Annotated in this window: 16 protein-coding genes; 6 read left to right on the top strand and 10 right to left on the bottom strand. The window is 68.5% G+C overall.

From position 1 onward, the window contains the following. Positions 1-17: 17 nt before the first annotated feature. From ACQEV2_RS07965 to arc, 3 genes are all read right to left on the bottom strand, one after another. A complete protein-coding gene (locus ACQEV2_RS07965; protein ID WP_031486664.1) occupies positions 18-236 on the bottom strand; it encodes a ubiquitin-like protein Pup in 219 nt (72 codons plus the stop codon). 199 nt (positions 237-435) lie between these two features. Further along, the gene (dop, locus tag ACQEV2_RS07970; RefSeq protein ID WP_433038009.1) at positions 436-1,947 is read right to left on the bottom strand and encodes a depupylase/deamidase Dop; all 1,512 of its coding nucleotides are present in this window, start codon (positions 1,945-1,947) and stop codon (positions 436-438) included. A 245-nt stretch (positions 1,948-2,192) separates the two neighbouring features. Then, positions 2,193-3,959, bottom strand: coding sequence for a proteasome ATPase (arc, locus tag ACQEV2_RS07975; protein ID WP_433038011.1), 1,767 nt, complete (start codon positions 3,957-3,959; stop codon positions 2,193-2,195). 245 nt (positions 3,960-4,204) lie between these two features. Here arc and ACQEV2_RS07980 point away from each other — a divergent pair, with 245 nt between their 5' ends. Further along, entirely contained in the window at positions 4,205-4,510 is a 306-nt protein-coding gene (locus tag ACQEV2_RS07980) for a ferredoxin (RefSeq protein ID WP_433038013.1), read from the top strand. A gap of 58 nt (positions 4,511-4,568) precedes the next feature. Here ACQEV2_RS07980 and ACQEV2_RS07985 read toward each other — a convergent pair whose 3' ends face one another. The 3 genes from ACQEV2_RS07985 to ACQEV2_RS07995 all read right to left on the bottom strand — a co-directional run bounded on the left by ACQEV2_RS07985 (position 4,569) and on the right by ACQEV2_RS07995 (position 8,187). Next, positions 4,569-5,147 (bottom strand): hypothetical protein, encoded by a 579-nt coding sequence (locus ACQEV2_RS07985; RefSeq protein WP_433038015.1) that lies wholly within the window; start codon positions 5,145-5,147, stop codon positions 4,569-4,571. Positions 5,148-5,410: 263 nt separating this feature from the next. Beyond that, positions 5,411-6,313, bottom strand: a complete 903-nt coding sequence (locus tag ACQEV2_RS07990) for a tRNA (adenine-N1)-methyltransferase (protein WP_433038017.1) — start codon at positions 6,311-6,313, stop codon at positions 5,411-5,413. Positions 6,314-6,402: 89 nt separating this feature from the next. Next, positions 6,403-8,187, bottom strand: a complete 1,785-nt coding sequence (locus tag ACQEV2_RS07995; RefSeq protein ID WP_433038019.1) for a site-2 protease family protein — start codon at positions 8,185-8,187, stop codon at positions 6,403-6,405. Between the two features lie 175 nt (positions 8,188-8,362). Between ACQEV2_RS07995 and ACQEV2_RS08000 the strand changes: the two genes are divergently transcribed. Both ACQEV2_RS08000 and ACQEV2_RS08005 read left to right on the top strand, forming a co-directional pair. Further along, complete coding sequence (locus tag ACQEV2_RS08000; protein ID WP_433038021.1) at positions 8,363-9,406, top strand: RecB family exonuclease; 1,044 nt, start codon at positions 8,363-8,365, stop codon at positions 9,404-9,406. A 14-nt stretch (positions 9,407-9,420) separates the two neighbouring features. After that, entirely contained in the window at positions 9,421-10,092 is a 672-nt protein-coding gene (locus ACQEV2_RS08005; protein WP_058926326.1) for a response regulator, read from the top strand. An 87-nt stretch (positions 10,093-10,179) separates the two neighbouring features. On the opposite strand, the gene ACQEV2_RS08010 is transcribed toward ACQEV2_RS08005, so the two are convergent. From ACQEV2_RS08010 to metH, 4 genes are all read right to left on the bottom strand, one after another. Continuing rightward, on the bottom strand, positions 10,180-11,760 hold the full coding sequence (locus ACQEV2_RS08010; protein ID WP_433038024.1) for an ABC transporter substrate-binding protein: 1,581 nt from the start codon (positions 11,758-11,760) through the stop codon (positions 10,180-10,182). 101 nt (positions 11,761-11,861) lie between these two features. Then, the gene (locus ACQEV2_RS08015; protein ID WP_433038026.1) at positions 11,862-13,466 is read right to left on the bottom strand and encodes an ABC transporter substrate-binding protein; all 1,605 of its coding nucleotides are present in this window, start codon (positions 13,464-13,466) and stop codon (positions 11,862-11,864) included. 424 nt (positions 13,467-13,890) lie between these two features. Then, positions 13,891-14,586 carry an HAD family hydrolase gene (locus ACQEV2_RS08020; RefSeq protein ID WP_433038028.1) on the bottom strand — a complete coding sequence of 232 codons (696 nt, stop codon included), beginning with the start codon at positions 14,584-14,586 and terminating at the stop codon, positions 13,891-13,893. 160 nt (positions 14,587-14,746) lie between these two features. Then, on the bottom strand, positions 14,747-18,268 hold the full coding sequence (metH, locus tag ACQEV2_RS08025; RefSeq protein WP_433038030.1) for a methionine synthase: 3,522 nt from the start codon (positions 18,266-18,268) through the stop codon (positions 14,747-14,749). A 296-nt stretch (positions 18,269-18,564) separates the two neighbouring features. Between metH and ACQEV2_RS08030 the strand changes: the two genes are divergently transcribed. The 3 genes from ACQEV2_RS08030 to glpK all read left to right on the top strand — a co-directional run bounded on the left by ACQEV2_RS08030 (position 18,565) and on the right by glpK (position 22,139). After that, a complete protein-coding gene (locus ACQEV2_RS08030) occupies positions 18,565-19,329 on the top strand; it encodes an IclR family transcriptional regulator (protein ID WP_433038032.1) in 765 nt (254 codons plus the stop codon). A 375-nt stretch (positions 19,330-19,704) separates the two neighbouring features. Then, positions 19,705-20,499 (top strand): MIP/aquaporin family protein, encoded by a 795-nt coding sequence (locus ACQEV2_RS08035; RefSeq protein ID WP_433038034.1) that lies wholly within the window; start codon positions 19,705-19,707, stop codon positions 20,497-20,499. Between the two features lie 98 nt (positions 20,500-20,597). Then, positions 20,598-22,139: a glycerol kinase GlpK gene (gene glpK, locus ACQEV2_RS08040; RefSeq protein ID WP_433038036.1), complete on the top strand. Its 1,542-nt coding sequence runs from the start codon at positions 20,598-20,600 to the stop codon at positions 22,137-22,139. The last annotated feature ends 40 nt before the right edge of the window (positions 22,140-22,179 follow it).

Genomic DNA, 22,179 nt, shown 5'->3' on the forward strand with positions numbered 1-22,179 from the left:
CGCCTTTGATTCGAAGGCTACTCGCCACCCTTCTGAACGAAACTACGAACGAAGTCCTCGGCATTCTCCTCGAGGACATCGTCAATCTCGTCCAGAACCGAGTCGACGTCATCGCTCAGCTTCTCGTGCCGCTCCTTGAGGTCCTCAGAAGCCTGCGCTTCCGCAGCCTGCTCCTCGACCTCCTCAGTGGAACGCGTGGCCTTCTGCTGTCCGCCGCCGGTGTCCTTGGTTGCCATATCCCTCACCCCGCTCAGTTCGCCCGACATGGTCGACAGGTCGGCTTTCCTGCCGATCGGTGATGATCAGACCCTACAAGCCGGGTCTGACATCGGCCCCGCAGTTTCTCCAACGTACGGGGGCCACCTCGATGATTCCCGGACGCCGGGTTTTCCACCCTGCTCAGCCGAGGTCCGGCTGGCAGCGCCCGGGTACCCCTCAGCCGCCTGACAGGACCCTGACCAGGTCTTCCGCGGTGCGGCAGCGGTCCAGGAGCTCCTTGACGTGATTTCGCGTTCCGCGAAGCGGTTCGAGGGTTGGAACGCGCTGGAGGGAGTCGCGCCCGGGCAGGTCGAAGATCACCGAGTCCCAGGAGGCGGCGGCGACGTCGTCGGCGTACTGCTCCAGGCAGCGTCCGCGGAAGTACGCGCGCGTGTCCTCCGGCGGCTTCGCCTTCGCCCGTTCCACCGATTCTTCGTCCAGAAGTCGCTTCATGCGCCCTCGGGCCGCCAGACGGTTGTAGAGGCCCTTCTCGGGGCGTACGTCGGCGTACTGGAGATCGAGGAGGTGGAGCTTGGCGGCGTCCCAGTCGAGGTTGTCGCGGCGCCGGTAGCCCTCCATGAGCTCGCGCTTGGCGACCCAGTCCAGTTCGCCGGCCAGGCTCATCGGGTCCCGTTCCAGGCGGTTCAGGGTGTCTTCCCAGCGGGAGAGGACGTCCTTGGTCTGTTCGTCCGCGTCCGCGCCGAAGCGCTCCTCCACGTACTTGCGCGACAGCTCGTAGTACTCCATCTGGAGCTGCACGGCGGTCAGCGTGCGGCCACTACGCAGCGTGATCAGCCGCTTCAGGGACGGGTCGTGCGACACCTGGTGCAACGTACGAACCGGCTGGTCGACCGCGAGGTCCACCGCGATGAAGCTGTCCTCGATCATCGACAGGACGAGGGCGGTGGTGCCCAGCTTCAGGTATGTCGAGATCTCCGACAGGTTCGCGTCACCGATGATCACGTGCAGGCGGCGGTATTTCTCCGCGTCCGCGTGCGGCTCGTCGCGGGTGTTGATGATGGGGCGCTTGAGAGTCGTCTCGAGGCCTACCTCGACCTCGAAGTAGTCCGCCCGCTGGCTGAGCTGGAAGCCGTGTTCGTGGCCGTCCTGGCCGATGCCGACGCGGCCGGCTCCGGTGACGACCTGGCGGGAGACGAAGAAGGGCGTGAGGTGGCGCACGATGTCCGAGAAGGGGGTTTCCCGCTTCATCAGGTAGTTCTCGTGCGTGCCGTAGGAGGCGCCCTTGTTGTCGGTGTTGTTCTTGTAGAGGTGGATGGGCTGGGCGCCGGGCAGCTGGGCGGCCCGTTCGGCGGCTTCCGCCATGATCCGCTCGCCGGCCTTGTCCCAGAGGACGGCGTCGCGGGGGTTGGTGACCTCGGGCGCGCTGTATTCGGGGTGGGCGTGGTCGACGTAGAGTCGTGCGCCGTTGGTGAGGATGACGTTGGCCAGGCCGATGTCCTCGTCGGTGAGCTGGCTGGCGTCGGCGGCCTCGCGGGCGAGGTCGAAGCCTCGCGCGTCCCGCAGCGGGTTCTCCTCCTCGAAGTCCCAGCGGGCCCGGCGGGCCCGGTGCATCGCCGCGGCGTAGGCGTTGACGATCTGGGATGAGGTGAGCATGGCATTGGCATTGGGGTGGCCGGGGACGGAGATCCCGTACTCCGTCTCGATGCCCATTACTCGCCGTACGGTCATGCGGCCCTCCTTGCCCGGCGGCACCCTCGGTCATGGGCGCCGCACAGATACCGCTGGCGCTCGGTTGCGTGTGCGGTGCCCGTCCCCGCACTGCGCGACTCGGCGGTACGGAAGAGCCTAGAACGCCTTTGCGCTGGTGGGGAGATCATTTGCGTCATTGCCTTGCATGCCTTGTGGTCCGGTCGTGGCCGGAAAAACAGTGGGCTGCGGGTACCCGTTGAGGGCACCCGCAGCCGCCCTGTCTTTTACAGGTACTGACCGGTGTTGGCCACCGTGTCGATGGAGCGTCCGGTGTCCGCGCCCTGCTTTCCGGTGATGAGGGTGCGGATGTAGACGATCCGTTCGCCCTTCTTTCCGGAGATCCGGGCCCAGTCGTCCGGGTTGGTGGTGTTGGGCAGGTCCTCGTTCTCCTTGAACTCGTCCACGCAGGCCTGGAGGAGGTGGGAGACGCGGAGGCCCTTCTGGTTGTGTTCGAGGAAGTCCTTGATGGCCATCTTCTTGGCGCGGCCCACGATGTTTTCGATCATGGCGCCGGAGTTGAAGTCCTTGAAGTAGAGGACTTCCTTGTCGCCGTTGGCGTAGGTGACTTCCAGGAAGCGGTTTTCCTCGGATTCGGCGTACATCTGCTCGACGGCGGTCTGGATCATGCTCTGGACCGTCATCGACTTGTCGCCGCTGTGCTCGCCGACGTCCTCGGGGTGGAGCGGGAGGCGCTCGGTGAGGTACTTGCCGAAGATGTCCTTGGCGGCTTCGGCGTCCGGGCGCTCGATCTTGATCTTCACGTCGAGGCGGCCGGGGCGCAGGATGGCGGGGTCGATCATGTCCTCGCGGTTGGAGGCGCCGATCACGACCACGTTCTGCAGGCCTTCCACGCCGTCGATCTCGGCGAGCAGCTGGGGGACGATGGTGTTCTCCACGTCCGAGCTGACGCCGGAGCCTCGGGTGCGGAAGAGGGATTCCATCTCGTCGAAGAAGACGATGACGGGTGTGCCCTCGCTGGCCTTCTCCCGAGCGCGCTGGAAGACGAGGCGGATCTGCCGCTCGGTTTCGCCGACGTACTTGTTCAGGAGCTCGGGGCCCTTGATGTTGAGGAAGAAGCTCTTGCCGGCGGCCTGGCCGGTCACCTCGGCGACCTTCTTGGCCAGTGAGTTGGCCACGGCCTTGGCGATGAGGGTCTTGCCGCATCCGGGGGGCCCGTACAGCAGGACGCCCTTGGGCGGCCGCAGTTCGTGCTCCTTGAACAGGTCGGGGTAGAGGTACGGGAGCTCGACGGCGTCGCGGATCATTTCGATCTGGTTGCCCAGGCCGCCGATCTGTTCGTAGCCGATGTCCGGTACTTCTTCGAGGACGAGCTCTTCGACCTCGCTCTTGGGAACGACCTCGTAGACATAGCCGGAGCGGGGTTCGAGCAGAAGGGCGTCGCCGGGACGGATGGTGACGTCCAGCAGCGGCTCGGCGAGCCGTACCACCCGTTCCTCGTCGGTGTGCCCGAGCACCAGGGCGCGCTCGCCGTCCTCGAGGATCTCCTTGAGGGTGACGATGTCCCCGACGCGCTCGAACTCCATGGCCTCGACCACGTTGAGCGCTTCGTTGAGCATCAGTTCCTGGCCGCGCCGGAGCTCGTCGAGGTCGACGCTGGGGCTGACGTTCACGCGGAGTTTGCGTCCTCCGGTGAAGATGTCGGCGGTGCCGTCCTCGTTGGCTTGCAGGAAGACACCGAAGCCGGCCGGTGGCTGTGCGAGCCGGTCGACTTCTTCCTTGAGGGCCACGATCTGGTCTCGGGCCTCACGGAGCGTGTTCGCGAGTCGCTCGTTCTGGGCGGACACGCCGGCCAGGTTGGTCTGCAGCTCGACGATCCGCTCTTCGAGAATCCTCGTGTGTCGCGGAGAGTCGGCGAGCTTGCGTCGCAGGACGGCGATCTCCTGCTCAAGGTAGGCGATCTGCCCGGCCGGGTCGTCGGACCCCCGTCCCGGGCGGATGCCGCGGTTCATGTCGTCGTCGTGGGCTGCCACGGTCCTCACCTCCTCCAAGGGGAGCTGGACGCTTCCAGACCCTACCTGGGTGGGTGTCGATTGAAACCCCTAGATCACAAAGACTGTCGGGGTGTGTCCGATCTTCACCCTTGCGCTCTCCCTCACGCCAGGGGAATACCCACCGAACATGATTGGAAAGCCGCCACAGGTAGGCTCGAAGCGTTCAACACCCGTCAGAGCTGGCCGGATTCCCGTACGGCTCGGCGTAGGAAACGGCAGGAGAGATGAGCGTGGAGCAGGCGGCCGGGGTCGAGGACGGGGCGCTGGAGGTCTGGATCGACCAGGATCTCTGCACCGGTGACGGGATCTGTGCCCAGTACGCGCCCGAGGTGTTCGAGCTGGACATCGACGGGCTGGCTTATGTGAAGGGCGCGCAGGACGAGCTTTTGCAGGCCAAGGGGGCCACAACGCCCGTACCGCTGCCGCTTCTCACGGATGTGGTGGACTCGGCGAAGGAGTGTCCGGGCGAGTGCATCCATGTGCGTCGCGTTTCGGACAAGGTCGAGGTGTACGGGCCCGACGCCGAGTGACCTTGCGCATACGGGCTGTTACGACTGTCTGATTTCTCACATGTGCCGGTGGCGTGGATCAGACGCTGCGGGCGCCGGCGGGTGTCGAGCGGACGAACGCGCCGTTCTTCCACTGCCACTTCGCGCTCTTCTTCACGTCGGGGCAGCAGCGCGGTACGTCCTGCGTCGAGTAGCCGAGCAGGTCGGCGACGACGGCTCCGTCGCGTACGGCGATGTCACTGACGGTGATGCCGTCCTTGGGGTTGACGAGGGTCGCGACGATGCGGGGCGCGGCCGTCTCGGTGGCGCGGTTGAGGACGTAGACGCCGTCGGGCGGGGTCCCCATCGGGGAGTCGCAGTGGACGACGGCCACGGTCTCGGGGGTTCCGTCGCCGTCCAGGTCTCCGGTGGCCTTCTTGACCACGATCGCCTTCACCGGGCCGCATTCGAGCGGGAAGTCGACGCCCGAGGGGTCGGGCGGTGCGGTGGCCGCATGCGCTTTCTCCGCCTCGGGGCCGGCTGTCTGGGCCGCTGTCGCCGAGTTGGGCTGCAGGACCGAGGAGAGGGCCACGACTCCGGCGACCGCTGTCGCGGTGGCGAGCCAGTGGATCGGGCGGGTGTGGGTGTGTGCCAGTTCCGGGACGGCGGATTGCTGCACTAGGAGCGTCTCCTGCGAGGGCTGTGCCGGTGGGGGTGGCCAGCATCGTGCCATACGTCACAGTGCGGGGGAACGGCGGGGTGTGGAGTTCCGGTGCCGGATGTCTGGCGGTTGGGGGTGCGGAGGGGGGCGTGCGGGGCTCGGGGGTGTCGCTTGTATGCCTCGCGTCAACAGACAACAGAAAGGCGCTGTGGTCGAGTTCCCGGAGCTGTTCCGGGAACTCGACCACAGCGCTTGTACGTTGGATGGGGCACGGGGCCGCCTCAGCGGCCGGTGCCTCCGTCGGCGTTGGGGCCTTCGTAGTCCTCGCCGTAGGCGCCCTTGGCGGGGCGGCGGCGGCGCATGGGCGGCTCGACGCCGTCGGCGAGGCGGCGGGCGGTGAGGAGGAAGCCTGTGTGGCCGATCATCCGGTGGTCCGGGCGGACGGCCAGGCCCTCGATGTGCCAGTTGCGGATCATCGTCTCCCAGGCGGTCGGCTCGTTGAAGCAGCCGATCTCGCGGATGGACTCGACGGTCCGGGCGAGCTGGGTGGTGGTGGCGACGTAGCAGCAGACGATGCCGCCGGGGACGAGCGCCTTGGAGACGGCTTCCAGGCACTCCCACGGGGCCAGCATGTCGAGGATGACGCGGTCGACGTCGGTGTCGCTCAGGTTGTCCTGGAGGTCGCCGACGGTGAGCTGCCAGGCGGGGTGGGGGCCGCCGAAGTAGCGCTCCACGTTCTGCTTGGCGATCTCGGCGAAGTCCTCGCGGCGCTCGTAGGAGTGCAGCATGCCCTGGTCGCCGATGGCGCGCAGCAGGAAGCTGCTGAGCGAGCCGGAGCCGACGCCGGCCTCCACGACGCGCGCGCCGGGGAAGATGTCGGCGAAGGCGAGGATCTGCCCCGCGTCCTTCGGGTAGACGACGGCTGCCCCGCGGGGCATGGACAGGACGTAGTCGGGGAGCAGGGGGCGCAGCGCGAGGTAGGCGACGTTCCCGGTGGTGCGGACAACGCTGCCCTCGGGAGCGCCGATCAGTTCGTCGTGCGGGAAGGAACCCTTGTGGGTGTGGAAGTTCTTCCCGGCTTCGAGCGTGAACGTGTAGTGGCGGCCCTTGGGGTCGGTCAGCTGAACCTGGTCCCCGACCTTGAAGGGCCCGCGCCTGCGGGCGGCACCGGTCGGTTCGGACATGTGAACAGCCTACCGGGGTTTGCGGGGGCCACCGACCACGCGTAGTGCCGAGCACCGCTTCAGGAGAACCGCTTTAGGAGAGCGGTGTCTCAGCTGGGGCGGGCCATGGCCTTGACGAAGGCGCGCTCCACGTCCGCCGCCGACAGGACGCCGTAGATCTCGCCGGTCTCCTCGACGACGAGGTACTCGGTGGCCGGGGTCGCCCGCAGGGCGTCCAGCAGCTCCTCCCCCGCCAGCTCCGCCGAGACGCGCATGCCGTCCGTCAGGTCCTGGGCGAGACCGCTGACGGCCACCCAGGGACGGCGGTGTTCGGGTACGCCGACGATGGCGGCCTCGCGGACGAGGGAGAGGGGGTTGCCGTCGGCGTCGACGACGACCAGGGCGCGGGCGCCGGCGGCGTTGGCGCGGCGCAGGGCTTCGGAGAGGGGGGTGTCGGTCTCGACGGGGACGGCGCGGCGGGTGAGGGTGCGGGCGCGCAGTTCGGGGAGGTGTTCGCGCAGGCGGGCCATGCGCAGGCTGTTGCCGGCGCCGGTCCAGATGATCGCGGCGAGGATGGCGGCGAGCAGGGCGTCCATGACGGTGTCCATGCCGACGTTGTCGACGGCGTCGGAGCCGAGGGCGCCGGACTGGGTGAGCCAGGGGAGTCCGACGAGGACGGAGACGGCGAGGGCGCGGCCGACCCAGGCGGCGGCGATGGTGCCGTTCATCGGCTTGCCGGTGATCTTCCAGACGACGGCGCGGAGCATGCGGCCGCCGTCCAGGGGCAGGCCGGGCAGCAGGTTGAAGGCGGCGACGATGAGGTTGGAGATCATCAGGCCGGCCAGCAGGACGCCGGGGACGGTGCCGGGTTCGACGGTCTGCAGGGCGGCGTAGAAGACGCCGGCGAGGACGAGGGAGAGCAGCGGCCCGACGAAGGCGAGCCAGAACTCGCGTCCGGGTGTCTCGGCCTCCTTCTCGATCTCGGAGACGCCGCCGAAGAACTGCAGCTGGATGCGGCGGACGGGCAGCTTGAAGCGGAGTGCGGCGACGGTGTGGGCGAGCTCGTGGACGAGGACGGAGGCGTAGAAGGCGACGGCGAAGAAGAGGGAGACGAGGTAGCGGGCTGCGCCGAGTTCGGGCAGCACGCGGTCGAGCTGCCCGCCGAACACCCAGGTGATGAGGGCGGCGACGAGGAACCAGCTGGGGGCCACGTAGACGGGGACTCCGAAGGGGCGTCCCATGAGCAGCCCGCCGCGCGGCGCGGGGGGCCGGGGCGGCTGCCCCTTGGCTCCGGCGTGCGCGAGGGTGCGGTGGGTCTCGACGGTGTGGTCGTGGGTGTGGGTGGGGTCGCCGGTGTGCTGCGGGGCGGCATGCGGCGTCGGCGGGTGGGGTTCGGCAGGTCCGTCGGCGTTGTGCGAGGCGCTCGGGGTCGTCGGTGCGGGGTGGTCGGCGTCGGGCGCGGGAGACGCCGTCGTACGGCCGTCGGCAGCGCGCCGGGGAGCGTCCCCCTGCCCGGTTGCGTGGCCGTCGACGTCATGGACCGGCGCATCCGCCGTCGCGGCCTCCCGGCCGTCGGCATCGGAGCGCCGGGGCCGCTCTCCGTTCGCTTCCTCCCCCGCCGCGTTTTCCGCGTTCGCTTGCTGCTCGCTCGCCGCGCGCCCTTCTTCCCCGGGCTTCTCCGCCGCATCCGCGGTGGTGTCGTCGTGGGGAAGGTCCAACCGCCGTACAACCATGGTCGGTTCGTCGGCGGGAGGCGTCGGGGGCTCGTCGGTGCCCGTGGCGTGCCGGGGTGCGCCGGGGCGTGTGGGGCCGGTGGCCGGGGTCGCAGGTGGTGCGTGGCGCTCGGCCGATTCCTCGTTGCCGGACCGCGGCTGCCCGCTGCCGCTCTCGTCCACGGTGTCCCCTCGTTCGAAGCGTCTTCCGCTCCTGCCGGGCGGAAGGGTCTCGGGTCGATGGTATGCGGCCATGGTGACGCGTTTCTCCCCGGCACCCCCTCTGTTTCCCCTGCCGTCGCAGCCGTGACGGCCGCGGCTGGGTCACTGTCAGTGGCGGGCCGTAAGGTCTGTGGTCATGGAGACGAGCACGGAGGGTGCCGCGGCGGACTGCGGCAGTGAAGTCGCGCCGGTGACGGGGCCGGCGGCGGACGCGGCCCCGGTGGGGGCGGACAGTACGGTGGCGACGGTCGAGGGCGGTACAGGCTCGGACCCCGCGGCCGACGGCGGTGCGGGCGCGGCCCCCGCGGCCGACGGCGCCGCCTTTGCGGCCATAGCGCCGGCCTCGCTGTCGCCCTCCCGTGCCAGTGACTTCATGCAGTGCCCGCTGCTCTACCGGTTCCGGGTGATCGACCGGCTGCCCGAGAAGCCGAGCGCGGCGGCGACCAAGGGCACGCTGGTGCATGCGGTGCTGGAGCGGCTCTTCGACGCGCCGGCCGCCGAGCGGACCCCTCCGCGCGCCAAGTCCCTGATCCCCGGCCAGTGGGAGCGGCTGCGGGAGAGCAGGCCGGAGGTCGTGGAGCTGTTCGCGGACGATCCCGAGGGCGAGCGGCTGGCGACGTGGCTCGGGGAGGCGGAGCAGCTCGTCGAGCGGTGGTTCGGACTGGAGGATCCGACCCGGCTGGAGCCTGCCGAGCGCGAGCTGTTCGTCGAGGCCGAGCTGGACTCGGGGCTCAGGCTGCGCGGCATCATCGACCGGGTGGACGTGGCGGCGACGGGTGAGGTGCGGATCGTCGACTACAAGACCGGCAAGGCGCCCCGGCCCGAGTACGCCGAGGGGGCGCTGTTCCAGATGAAGTTCTACGCGCTCGTCGTGTGGCGGCTGAAGAAGGTGATCCCGCGCCGGCTCCAGCTCGTCTACCTCGGCAGCGGGGATGTGCTGACGTACGACCCCGTCCTCGCGGACCTGGAGCGGGTCGAGCGGAAGCTGCACGCGCTGTGGGACGCGATCCGGCTGGCGACGGAGACGGGCGAGTGGCGCCCCAGGCCGACCAAGCTGTGCGGCTGGTGCGACCACCAGGCCCACTGCCCGGAATTCGGCGGCACTCCCCCGCCGTATCCCTTGCCGGTGAGGGTGGCCGAGTCCGGTGGCGGCCCGCAGGGCAGAATGGGGCCGGACTAGCGAAGGAGACTTACGTGGCCATCCGCGTCCTACTGGTCGACGACCAGCCGCTGCTGCGTACCGGCTTCCGGATGATCCTGGAGGCAGAGCAGGACCTCGCGGTCGTCGGCGAGGCCGGTGACGGCCTCCAGGCTCTCGACCAGGTGCGGGCCCTGCAGCCCGACGTGGTTCTGATGGACATCCGTATGCCCCGGATGGACGGTGTCGAGGCGACGCGGCAGATCACCGGGCCGGGGCGGGACGGCCCGGCGAAGGTGCTGGTGCTGACCACGTTCGATCTCGACGAGTACGTGGTGGAGGCGCTGAGGGCGGGAGCGAGCGGCTTCCTGCTGAAGGATGCCCCGGCCAATGAGCTGGTGCAGGCGATCCGTGTGGTGGCCGCTGGTGAGGCGATGCTCGCGCCGAGCATCACGCGCCGGTTGCTCGACAAGTACGCCACGCATCTGCCCTCCGGTGACGAGCCGGTTCCGGACACCCTGCACACGCTGACCGAGCGTGAGGTGGAGGTGCTGAAGCTGGTGGCGCGGGGCTTGTCCAACGCGGAGATCGCCGCGGATCTGTTCGTGAGCGAGACGACCGTGAAGACGCACGTGGGTCACGTTCTGACCAAGCTGGGGTTGCGGGACCGGGTGCAGGCCGCGGTGTACGCGTACGAGAGCGGGCTGGTGCGCCCCGGCGCGCAGTAGGAGCAGGAGCCTGCGGTACGACGAAGAGGGCGCTCCTTCCCGAGAAGGGGCGCCCTGCGCGTATGTGCCAGCGGGTACGACGGTCCGTCAGCCCTTGCTGAGCTCCCAGAAGCGGAAGACGGTGGAGGCGTCGAGGCAGTACTCCAGGCCGTAGACGTTGTCGTGGACGACCGCGTACTGCTTGGCCTGCCAGACCGGGAGGACGGGGAGCTCCTTGGCCACGATGTCCTGGAGCCGGCCGAACTCGTCGTCCGTCGCGGAGCGGTCGCTCTCGGCGGCGGTGCGCGGGATGAGCGTGCCGGTGATCGAGCTGTTGTCGTAGTTGTTGCCGAGCACGTTGCCCTTGCCGAAGAAGGGGGCCGTGAAGTTGTCGGCGTCCGGGTAGTCCGGGATCCAGCCCTTCACGTACACGCCGTACTTGCCGTCGGCGATGTCCTTCTCGTACTGGTCGAACGCGACGGACTGCACGTCGGCGTCGAACAGGCCGCTGTCGTTGAGCTGTCCGGCGATCGCCTTGAGCTCCTGGTCCGTGGCGGGGCCGTAGCGCGAGGGTGTGGACCACAGGGTCAGCTTGACCTTGCCGGTGATGCCCTCGTCCCGCAGCGCGGCGGCGGCCTTCGCCTTGGAGGGGCGGGCTCCGTAGGTGTCGAAGAAGGCCGTGTTGTGGCCGCCGATACCGGCCGGGATGATCGAGTACAGCGGGGTCGCCGTGCCCTGGTAGACGTCCTTGATGAGGGCGTCACGGTCGATCAGGTAGGCCATGGCCTTGCGGACGCCGAGCTTTCCGGCGACCGGGTCGTCCATGTTGAAGACCAGGTGCTGGACCTCGGCGCTGCTGCCCTCGACGACCTCGACACCGGAGTCGTCGCCGGACTGCTCGACGTCGGCGATGCCGCCCGCGGTGAGGCCGCGGTAGGCGATGTCGACCTGGTTGTCGAGCAGGGCCTTCTTGAGGGAGTCCTGGTCGCCGTGGAAGAACTTCAGCGTCACGCCGTCGTTCTTCACCTTGGCGGTGCCCTTGTAGTTCTCGTTGACGGAGAAGACGGCCTCGTCGTCGCCGAACGAGTCCAGCTTGTACGGGCCGGAGCCGACGGCCTCGCCGTCCTTGCGCAGGCCGTCCGCGTCGTACTGGTCCTCGTCGACGATGGAGCCGGCGCCGGAGGCTATCTTGCTCGGGAAGGTGGCGTCGGGGGTGTTGAGCCGGAAGACGACCGTCTTGGCGTCCGGGGTCTCCACCTTCTCGAGCGTGGGGAACATGACCGCGGGGCCGTCGGGATCGTTGATCTTCAGCATGCGGTCGAAGGAGAACTTGACGTCGGACGAGGTGAGCTCGTCACCGTTGCTGAACTTCAGGCCGTCTCTGAGGGTGCATTTGTAGACCGTGGCCTGGGTGTCGGAAAAGGCGCACTGCTCGGCGGCCTCGGGCTGCGGTTCGGTGGCGCCCTTGGGGAAGCTGAGCAGCGACTGGAAGACGTTGTTGAACAACAGCCAGGATCCGGGGTCGTAGCCGGAGGCGGGATCGGTGGCCAGGACGTCGTCGGACATCCCCATGACCACCGAGGTGCCGGTTCCCCCGGAACCACCCGTCTCCGTTCCGCAGCCGGTCAGCAGGCCGGAGGCCAGCCCTGCCACGACGGGCAGGACCGGCCACTGGTTGCGCATATTCACTTACGAGTGCCTTGTCGTCGGTTGTGAGGAGCCCGGGCCTCGTCCAGGATCCCGGGCCTGGACCCGGCGTCCTGGTCGTGGGCGCCGGGTCCGGAGAGACGTCAGCCGCTCACGCCACGGCCGAGCTCCCACAGCTGAAGGGTCGAGGAGGAGTTGAGCACATAGGCCGTACCCGTGACGTCGTCGCCCGCTGCGACGTACTGCTTGCCCTGCCACAGCGGCAGCACCGGTACGTCACTGGCGACGATGTCCTGGATGTCGGTCAGGCTGCCGGCGGCGGACAGGCGGTCGGCGGCGCGGCGGGACTCCGGGATGAGGGTGTTGCGGATCGTGCTGTTGGCGTACGGCGAGCCGAGGAAGTTGTCCTTGTCGAGGAACGGCGCGAGGTAGTTGTCGGCGTCCGGGAAGTCCGGGAACCAGCCCATGCCGTAGACGTCGTACTCGCCCTTCTGCTCGGCGGGGCGGAACGTGGCCCAGGGGGTGCCCTGGATGTCGACGTCGAACAGGCCGCTGTCGTTGAGCTGCTTCTTCAGCAGCTCGAACTCCTTCTTGGTGGCCGCGCCGTAGTGGTCGGTGGTGTAGTGCAGCGTCAGCTTCACCGGGGTGGTGATGCCCGCCTTGTTGAGCATCGACTTGGCCTTGCCGATGCTCGGTTCGCCGTACTTGTTGAAGAACGCGTTGGAATGGCCGGTGATGCTGGCGGGGACCAGCGAGTACAGCGGTTCGGCCTGGGAGCCGTAGACCTTGGAGACGAGTTCGCCGCGGTCGATGACCTGGGCCATGGCCTGGCGGACGGCCTTGCTGCGGACGGCCGGGGCGTCGGTGTTGAAGGCCAGGTAGCGGATTTCCAGGCCGGACATGTCGACGAGGTCGATGGAGTCGTCGGAGTCGGCCGACAGCTTCTGGATCTGTTCCGGCGACATGGTGCGGGTCATCAGGTCGATGTCGCCCTTGGCGAGGGCGGTGCCCATCTCGTCGGCGTCCGTGAAGTTGCGCAGCTCGACCTTGTCGTTGTTCACCGTCAGGCTCCCCTTGTATTCGGGGTTCTTGGTGAACACGGCGGAGACCAGCTGGTCGTTCTTCACCTCGGCCTTGAGGGTGTACGGGCCGGAGCCGTCGACCTCGAAGCCGTCGCGCAGCTTGCCCTTGGCGTAGGCGTCCGGGTCGACGATGCCGGCGACCGGGGTGGACAGCTTGAACGGGAAGGTGGCGTCGGCGGTCTTGAGGTGGAAGATGACCTCGCGGTCGCCCTGGGTCTCGACGGTGTCGATGGTGGAGAGCAGCGCGAAGACGCCGCTGTCGGCCTTGAGGGCGCGGGCGCGGTCGATGGAGTACTTCACGTCGGCCGCGGTGACGGGGTCGCCGTTCGCGAACTTCAGGCCCTCGCGCAGGGTGCAGGCGTAGCGTTCGTTGCCGCTGTCGGTGAAGGCGCAGCTCTGGGCAGCCTCGGGCACCGGCTCGCCCTCGCCGCGCGGCTGGATCATCAGGGTCTGCACGGTCTGGCGCAGGACGTTCCAGGTGCCGACGTCGTAGGCGTAGGCCGGGTCGAGCGGTGCGGGAGCGTCCTTCGAGGCAGTGAACACGTCCGTGGTGCCGACGACGATCGCGTCGCCGTTGTCGCTGCCGCTGTCGGTTCCGCCGCAGGCGGCGAGAACCGGCGCGAGCAGGCCGATGACGGCCGGCAGCACCAAAGTCTTACGGTTCATGCTCGGGTTTCTCCAGCTGTCGACTCCGTGTACCCGGCATGCAGGGGTGGCGCGGCGGATCACGGGGTAAGTGCGATGTTCTCGCGACGAGGTTAGTCCGCGCGCGCAGGAGGGTTCGCGGCCACTGGAGTTGAGGCTCCCTCACGGAGCGGAACCGGGTGCGGACACAACGAAAACCTGACAGCGGAAGGATTCGTGCACCCTTCCATCAATCGGGACACAAGGGCACGCTGAAAGCGCTCTACAGAAGGCGAGGGGCACGACTCGGCAGGACTGTCGACCCCTGCCGAAGTGTTGAACGTCACAAACTGAACAGTCTTGGGGGGCGCTGTAATTCAGCCAGGCGGCAGGTTCGAATTTCCTTGTGCAATTTCCGCGCTTAACGATGTTGCACGCTGCGTGAAGGGCAGGCGCATTTCCGTTGTCACGCCACCATCAGCCCGCGCAGAAATGCCAGATCGACCTCTTCCAACGACGTCACCACGGTGCGCCGGGCGGCCGGGGTGATGGGTGCCACCGACGGCACGGCCACCACATGGCACCCGGCGGCCTCGGCCGCGGCGACGCCGGTCGCGGTGTCCTCGACGACCGCACATCGGGCGGGGTCGACGCCGAGTCCGGCGGCGGCGAACAGGTACGGGTCCGGGTACGGCTTGGTGCGCGGCACCTCGTCACCGGCGACGGTCAACGCGAAGTGCTGGGGGCCGAGGGAGGTGAGGACACGGTCGATGATGCGCCGGTGCGAGGCGGAGACCAGGGCCGTCGGGATCTCGTACTCGGCCAGCTCGGCCAGCAGCCGGGCGGCTCCCGGCATCAGCGGCAGGGCGCGGTCGATACGGTCCTCGAAGCCCTGGTTCAGCAGCACCGTGAGCTCGGCGAGCGTGATGTCGGCGCCCGTCGCCTCGATCAGGAACCCCGCGCTGCGGCTCATGGGGCCGCCGACCACGACATGGCGCCAGGTGTCGTCGAGCGTGTGACCGAGGCCGGCGAAGATCTCGACCTCGACGTCCCACCAGAAGCCCTCCGTGTCCACCAGGGTTCCGTCCATGTCGAGGAGTACTGCCTGCAGGGCCGAGCCATCGGCCGTACGCGTTACTGGCGCGGGGACCGTGCTGGTCATCCACGTACCTCCTTGAAGGGACGATCAGGCCGGTTCCCACGGAGGGAACCGGCCTGCGGTGGACCGTCCAGTGTACGACGTGCGGCGATGAAGCGCCTTGTTTGACCGGTGTGCGTCGGGGCACACCGGTTACACCCCCGTGAACCCTCCGGGGGTCGCCTCATCGTGCGTTGAAGTACTTCGCCTCCGGGTGGTGGATGACGATCGCGTCCGTGGACTGCTCGGGGTGCAGCTGGAACTCCTCCGACAGGTGGACGCCGATGCGCTCCGGCTGGAGCAGACCGGCGATCTTCGACCGGTCCTCCAGGTTCGGGCAGGCGCCGTAGCCGAGGGAGAAGCGGGCGCCCCGGTACTTGAGCGCGAACATGTCCTCGATGTCGGCCGGATCCTCACCGGCGAAGCCCAGCTCGGAACGCACGCGCGCGTGCCAGTACTCGGCGAGCGCCTCGGCCAGTTGCACGGACAGGCCGTGCAGTTCGAGGTAGTCACGGTAGGAGTTCGACTCGAACAGCCGAGCCGTCTCCTCGCCGATCCGCGAGCCCACGGTGACCACTTGGAGGCCCACGACGTCCGTCTCACCCGACTCCTGCGGGCGGAAGAAGTCCGCGAGGCACAGGCGCCGGCCGCGGCGCTGGCGCGGGAAGGTGAAGCGGGTGCTTTCGTTGCCGTGCTCGTCCAGGAGGATCAGGTCGTCGTCCTTGGAGACGCACGGGAAGTAGCCGTAGACCACGGCCGCTTCGAGGAGGTTCTCCGTCTGGAGCTTGTCGAGCAGACCGCGCAGCCGGGGGCGGCCCTCGGTCTCGACGAGTTCCTGGTACGACGGTCCGTCTCCGGTGCGGGCCTCCTTCAGGCCCCACTGGCCCTTGAAGAGGGCGCCCTCGTCGAGCCAGGAGGCGTACTCCTTGAGCTGGATGCCCTTGACGACGCGGGTGCCCCAGAACGGCGGTGTGGGGAGGGGGTTGTCGGTGGCGACGTCGGAGCGGACGTGGCCTTCCTCGGGGCGCTCCTCCACCACGGCCGCGGCGGCGGCGGTGGTCCTGACCCGGCGCTGCTTGAGCTCGGGGAGCTTGGCGCCGGGCACGCCGCGCTTGACGCCGATGAGGGCGTCCATCAGGCGCAGGCCCTCGAACGCGTCGCGGGCGTAGCGGACTTCGCCCTGGTAGATCTCGTGCAGGTCCTGCTCGACGTAGGCGCGGGTGAGGGCGGCGCCGCCCAGAATGACCGGGTAATCCGCGGCCAGGCCGCGCTGGTTGAGCTCCTCCAGGTTCTCCTTCATGATCACCGTGGACTTCACCAGCAGCCCGGACATACCGATCACATCCGCCCGGTGCTCCTCGGCCGCCTCCAGGATCGCCGAGACCGGCTGCTTGATGCCCAGATTCACCACCGTGTAGCCGTTGTTGGACAAGATGATGTCCACCAGGTTCTTGCCGATGTCGTGCACATCACCGCGCACCGTGGCCAGCACGATGGTGCCCTTGCCCTCAGAGTCCGACTTCTCCATGTGCGGCTCGAGATAGGCGACAGCGGCCTTCATCACCTCCGCCGACTGCAGCACGAACGGCAACTGCATCTGACCGGAGCCGAACAGCTCACCGACCACCTTCATGCCGTCCAGCAGCGTCTCATTGACGATGTCCAGGGCCGGCCGGTCCTGCAGGGCCGCATCCAGATCGGCCTCCAGGCCGTTGCGCTCACCGTCGATGATGCGCCGCTTCAAGCGCTCCTCCAGCGGCAGCGCGGCCAGTTCCTCGGCCTTGCCCGCCTTCAGCGACTTCGCGGTGGCCCCTTCGAAGAGCTGCATGAGCTTCTGCAGCGGGTCGTAGCCCTCGGCACGACGGTCGTAGATCAGATCCAGGGCCGTCTGCACCTCCTCCTCGCTGAACCGGGCGATCGGCAGGATCTTCGAGGCGTGCACGATCGCCGAGTCCAGGCCCGCCTTGACACACTCGTCCAGGAAGACGGAGTTGAGCAGGATGCGGGCGGCCGGGTTGAGACCGAAGGAAATGTTCGACAGGCCCAGCGTGGTCTGCACCTGCGGGTGGCGGCGCTTGAGTTCGCGGATCGCCTCGATGGTGGCGATGCCGTCCTTGCGGGACTCCTCCTGGCCGGTGCAGATGGTGAAGGTCAGGGTGTCGATGAGGATGTCGCACTCGTGGATCCCCCAGTTCCCGGTGAGGTCGGCGATCAGCCGTTCGGCGATCTCCACCTTCTTCTCCGGGGTGCGGGCCTGGCCCTCCTCGTCGATGGTCAGCGCGATCAGCGCCGCGCCGTGCTCCCGGGCGAGCTCGGTGACGCGCGCGAAGCGGGACTCCGGACCGTCGCCGTCCTCGTAGTTGACCGAGTTGATCACCGCCCGCCCGCCGAGCTTCTCCAGACCGGCCCGGATCACGTCGACCTCGGTGGAGTCCAGCACGATCGGCAGCGTGGAGGCGGTGGCGAAACGGCCCGCCAGTTCCTCCATGTCGGCCACCCCGTCACGGCCGACGTAGTCCACACACAGATCGAGCATGTGCGCGCCCTCGCGGATCTGCTCGCGCGCCATCTCCACACAGTCGTCCCAGCGGCCCTCCAGCATCGCCTCACGGAACTTCTTCGAGCCGTTGGCGTTGGTGCGCTCACCGATGGCCAGGTAGGAGGTGTCCTGCCGGAACGGCACCGTCTGATAGAGGGAAGCCGCCCCCGGCTCCGGACGCGGCTCCCGCTCGGTCGGAGTGACGCCGCGGACCCGCTCGACCAACTGGCGCAGATGCTCCGGCGTCGTACCGCAACAGCCGCCCACCAGCGACAGGCCGTAGTCCCGTACGAAGGTCTCGTGGGCGTCGGCCAGCTCTGGCGGGGTGAGCGGGTAGGTGGCGCCGTCCTTGCCGAGGACCGGCAGGCCCGCGTTCGGCATGCACGACAGCGGGATACGGGAGTGCCGGGAGAGATAGCGGAGGTGCTCGCTCATCTCGGCGGGGCCCGTGGCGCAGTTCATGCCGATCATGTCGATGCCCAGCGGCTCCAGCGCGGTCAGCGCGGCGCCGATCTCCGAACCGAGCAGCATCGTGCCGGTCGTCTCGACGGTGACGGAGACGATGATCGGGACGTCCAGGCCGGAGATCTCGCGGGCGCGCTGGGCGCCGATCACGGCGGCCTTGGTCTGGAGCAGGTCCTGGGTGGTCTCCACGATCAGCGCGTCCGCGCCGCCCGCGATCAGGCCCTCGGCGTTCTGCTGGAAGGCGTCGCGGATGGTGGTGTAGCCGATGTGGCCGAGCGTGGGCAGCTTGGTGCCGGGGCCGATGGAGCCCAGGACCCAGCGCTGACGGCCATCGCGGGCGCCGAACGCGTCCGCCGTCTCGCGAGCGATCCGGGCGCCCGCCTCCGACAGCTCGAAGACCCGCTCGGGGATGTCGTACTCGGCCATCGCCGCGTAGTTCGCGCCGAACGTGTTCGTCTCGACGCAGTCCACGCCCGCGTCGAAGTACGCCTCGTGCACCGAGCGGACGATGTCCGGGCGGGTCAGGTTCAGGATTTCGTTGCAGCCCTCGAGCTGCTGGAAGTCGTCGAGGGTGGGCTCCTGAGCCTGCAACATCGTGCCCATCGCTCCGTCGGCCACCACCACACGGGTGGCGAGCGCCTCACGGAGGGCGGACACACGGGTCCGGCTGTCGGCGGAAGGGGTCGGCGGCAACGAGGCCATGAAGGGGCTCCCTGGAGTGCGACGGCTGTCGGCTTTGCGCCCTTCCGTGAAACCTTCCACACGGGGGCGCACGCCGCCAGGGTAGCCGGGACCGCCGCCGGATGGTCAGGGCGTCCACGGGACGGGACGGGATGACGGGCAGGTCGCTTGCCGTATACGGGTGACACAACAGAAGCGGACGGATACCGACGGACCATTAGCGGGAGGTCGGCATCGACTAGTAGTGTTCGACATTGCCGAACGGCGGCAGCGACGTCGCGGGGTCGACGGTCGAAGGGGACGGAGGCAGTACGGCGATGGCACGGAACATCCAGTCGCTCGAACGGGCGGCCGCGATGCTGCGGCTCCTCGCGGGTGGCGAGCGACGCCTCGGCCTGTCGGACATCGCCTCGTCCCTGGGCCTCGCCAAAGGCACCGCGCACGGCATTCTGCGCACCCTCCAGCAGGAGGGCTTCGTCGAGCAGGACGACGCCTCGGGCCGCTACCAGCTGGGCGCCGAGCTGCTGCGCCTCGGCACGACCTACCTGGATGTGCACGAGCTGCGGGCGCGCGCCCTGGTGTGGACGGACGACCTCGCCCGTTCCAGCGGGGAGAGCGTCTATCTGGGTGTCCTGCACCAGCAGGGCGTGCTGATCGTCCACCACGTCTTCCGGCCCGACGACAGCCGGCAAGTGCTGGAAATAGGAGCCATGCAGCCGCTGCACTCCACGGCCCTGGGCAAGGTCCTGTCGGCGTACGACCCGGTCGCGCACAGCGAGGCGATCGAGGCCGACCGCAAGGCCTTCACGGACCGGACCGTGTGCGAGCTGGACGGCTTCGAGCGCATCCTCGACGTGACACGCGCGCGTGGCTACGCGGCCGACGTCGAGGAGACCTGGGAGGGCGTGGCCTCCCTCGCCGCCCCCATCCACGACCGGCGACGTATGCCGGTCGGTGCGGTCGGCATCACCGGCGCCGTGGAGCGGCTGTGCCGGGACGGTGAACTGCAGCCCGAGCTCATCGCGGCGGTGCGGGACTGTGCCCGCGCGGTGTCGCGGGATCTGGGCGCCGGGCGCTTCTGAGGCCCGCGCGCCGGAACAGTGACATTCCGGGACGCCATACGGCGTTCCGGACTTCTCCGTGTCCTGACATAGCCGTATAAAACGCCGCGGCGATACAGAACGTGTTCCCTACGCGGCAGTACGCGCCAGCCGACCCGTGTCGATAAATCAACACAACCCATAACGATCGAGCATTCGATAACAGGCCTCTTGACGGGCGCCTTACGCCGGGGCAAGACTCCCGTCCATCGGTCGGCATTGTCGAACACCTACCGGCAATACGCGCTAGAGTGTGACAACGCCAAGGGCCGCCATCGCTCTCACCCCGAGGGCACGCGAACCACCGGTGGGACCCGGGGTTCGGCTTCCCCTGGACGAAGGACAAAGGAGTCGCGGGTGTCCAGCTCCGACATCTTCATCGGCGAGACCATCGGTACCGCCATACTCATCCTGCTCGGCGGCGGCGTTTGCGCGGCCGTCACGCTGAAGGCCTCCAAGGCCCGTAACGCCGGCTGGCTCGCCATCACCTTCGGGTGGGGCTTCGCAGTGCTCACGGCGGTCTACACGTCGGCGCCGCTGTCCGGCGCCCACCTGAACCCGGCCGTGACGGTCGCGCTCGCGATCAAGGACAACGACTGGAGCAACGTTCCGACGTACATCGCCGGACAGTTCCTCGGCGCCGCGATCGGTGCGGCCCTGGTCTGGGTCGCCTACTACGGCCAGTTCCACGCCCACCTCACCGACAAGGAGATCGTCGGCGGTCCGGGCGCGCAGGCCACCGCGGCCAAGGCCGTCGAGGCCCAGGAGAAGGGCGCCGGCCCCGTGCTGGGCATCTTCTCCACCGGTCCCGAGATCCGGAACGTGGTGCAGAACCTGCTCACGGAGATCATCGGCACCGTCGTGCTGGTGCTCGCCATCCTCACGCAGGGCCTCAACAACAACGGCGACGGCCTCGGCCCGATCGGCGCGCTGATCGTCGCGCTCGTCGTGGTCTCGATCGGCCTGTCCCTCGGCGGCCCGACCGGCTACGCGATCAACCCGGCGCGTGACCTCGGCCCGCGCATCGTGCACGCCCTGCTGCCCCTGCCCAACAAGGGCGGCTCCGACTGGGGCTACGCCTGGATTCCGGTGGTCGGTCCGCTGATCGGCGCGGCGATCGCTGCAGGCATCTACAACGTGGCATTCGCCTAAGAGAACCGAGCTTCACCCGTTCGAGTGAGAAGCACCGAAACTCTCAGCGCACGCCGTACGTAAAGCCCCATAACCACGGAACTTTCCAGGAGCTCACAGTGACCGACGCGCACACCGCCGGCCCCTTCATCGCAGCCATCGACCAGGGCACGACTTCCTCCCGCTGCATCGTCTTCGACCGCGACGGACGTATCGTCTCCGTCGACCAGAAGGAGCACGAGCAGATCTTCCCGAAGCCGGGCTGGGTCGAGCACAACGCCACCGAGATCTGGACCAACGTCCAGGAGGTCGTCGCCGGAGCCATCGAGAAGGCCGGCATCACCCGCGACGACATCAAGGCCATCGGCATCACCAACCAGCGCGAGACCACCGTGCTGTGGGACAAGAACACCGGTGAGCCCGTCCACAACGCCATCGTCTGGCAGGACACCCGTACCGACGCGCTCTGCAAGGAGCTCGGCCGCAATGTCGGCCAGGACCGCTTCCGCCGCGAGACCGGCCTTCCCCTCGCCTCCTACTTCGCCGGTCCCAAGGCCCGCTGGCTGCTGGACAACGTCGAGGGCCTCAAGGAGCGCGCCGAGGCCGGCGACATCCTCTTCGGCACCATGGACACCTGGGTCATCTGGAACCTGACCGGTGGTGTCGACGGCGGCAAGCACGTCACCGACGTCACCAACGCCTCCCGCACCATGCTGATGAACCTCCACAACACGGAGTGGGACGAGAAGATCTGCGAGTCCATCGGCGTGCCGATGCAGATCCTCCCCGAGATCCGCTCCTCCGCCGAGGTCTACGGCGAGATCACCGGCGGCAAGCTGGGCGACCTGCTCGGCGGCATCCCGGTCGCCTCCGCGCTCGGTGACCAGCAGGCGGCCCTGTTCGGCCAGACCTGTTTCTCCGAGGGCGAGACCAAGTCGACGTACGGCACCGGCACCTTCATGGTGATGAACACCGGCGACAAGATCATCAACTCGTACGCCGGTCTGCTCACCACCGTCGGCTACAAGATCGGCGACCAGGACACGGTCTACGCCCTGGAGGGCTCGATCGCCGTCACCGGCTCGCTGGTGCAGTGGATGCGCGACCAGATGGGCCTGATCTCCACGGCCGCCGAGATCGAGACGCTCGCGCTGTCGGTCGAGGACAACGGCGGTGCCTACTTCGTGCCGGCCTTCTCCGGCCTGTTCGCCCCGCACTGGCGCTCCGACGCCCGCGGTGTGATCGCCGGCCTGACCCGGTACGTCACCAAGGCGCACCTCGCGCGTGCCGTCCTGGAGGCCACCGCCTGGCAGACCCGGGAGATCGCCGACGCCATGGTCAAGGACTCCGGGGTCGAGCTGGTGACCCTCAAGGTCGACGGCGGCATGACCGCCAACAACCTGCTGATGCAGACCCTCTCGGACGTCCTGGACGCACCGGTGGTGCGCCCGATGGTCGCCGAGACCACCTGCCTCGGCGCCGCCTACGCCGCCGGTCTCGCCGTCGGCTTCTGGAACAGCACCGACGACCTGCGTGCCAACTGGCGCCGGGCCGCCGAGTGGACCCCCCGCATGGACGCGGAGACCCGCGACCGTGAGTACAAGAACTGGCTCAAGGCCGTCGAGCGGACCATGGGCTGGCTCGAGGACGACGAGAGCTGACGAGAGCCGACCGCAAGCTCTCCGACGCGAGCTCTGATGA

The organism is Streptomyces sp. CA-251387, from assembly GCF_050936625.1.
In the GTDB taxonomy this organism is placed as follows: Bacteria; Actinomycetota; Actinomycetes; order Streptomycetales; family Streptomycetaceae; genus Streptomyces.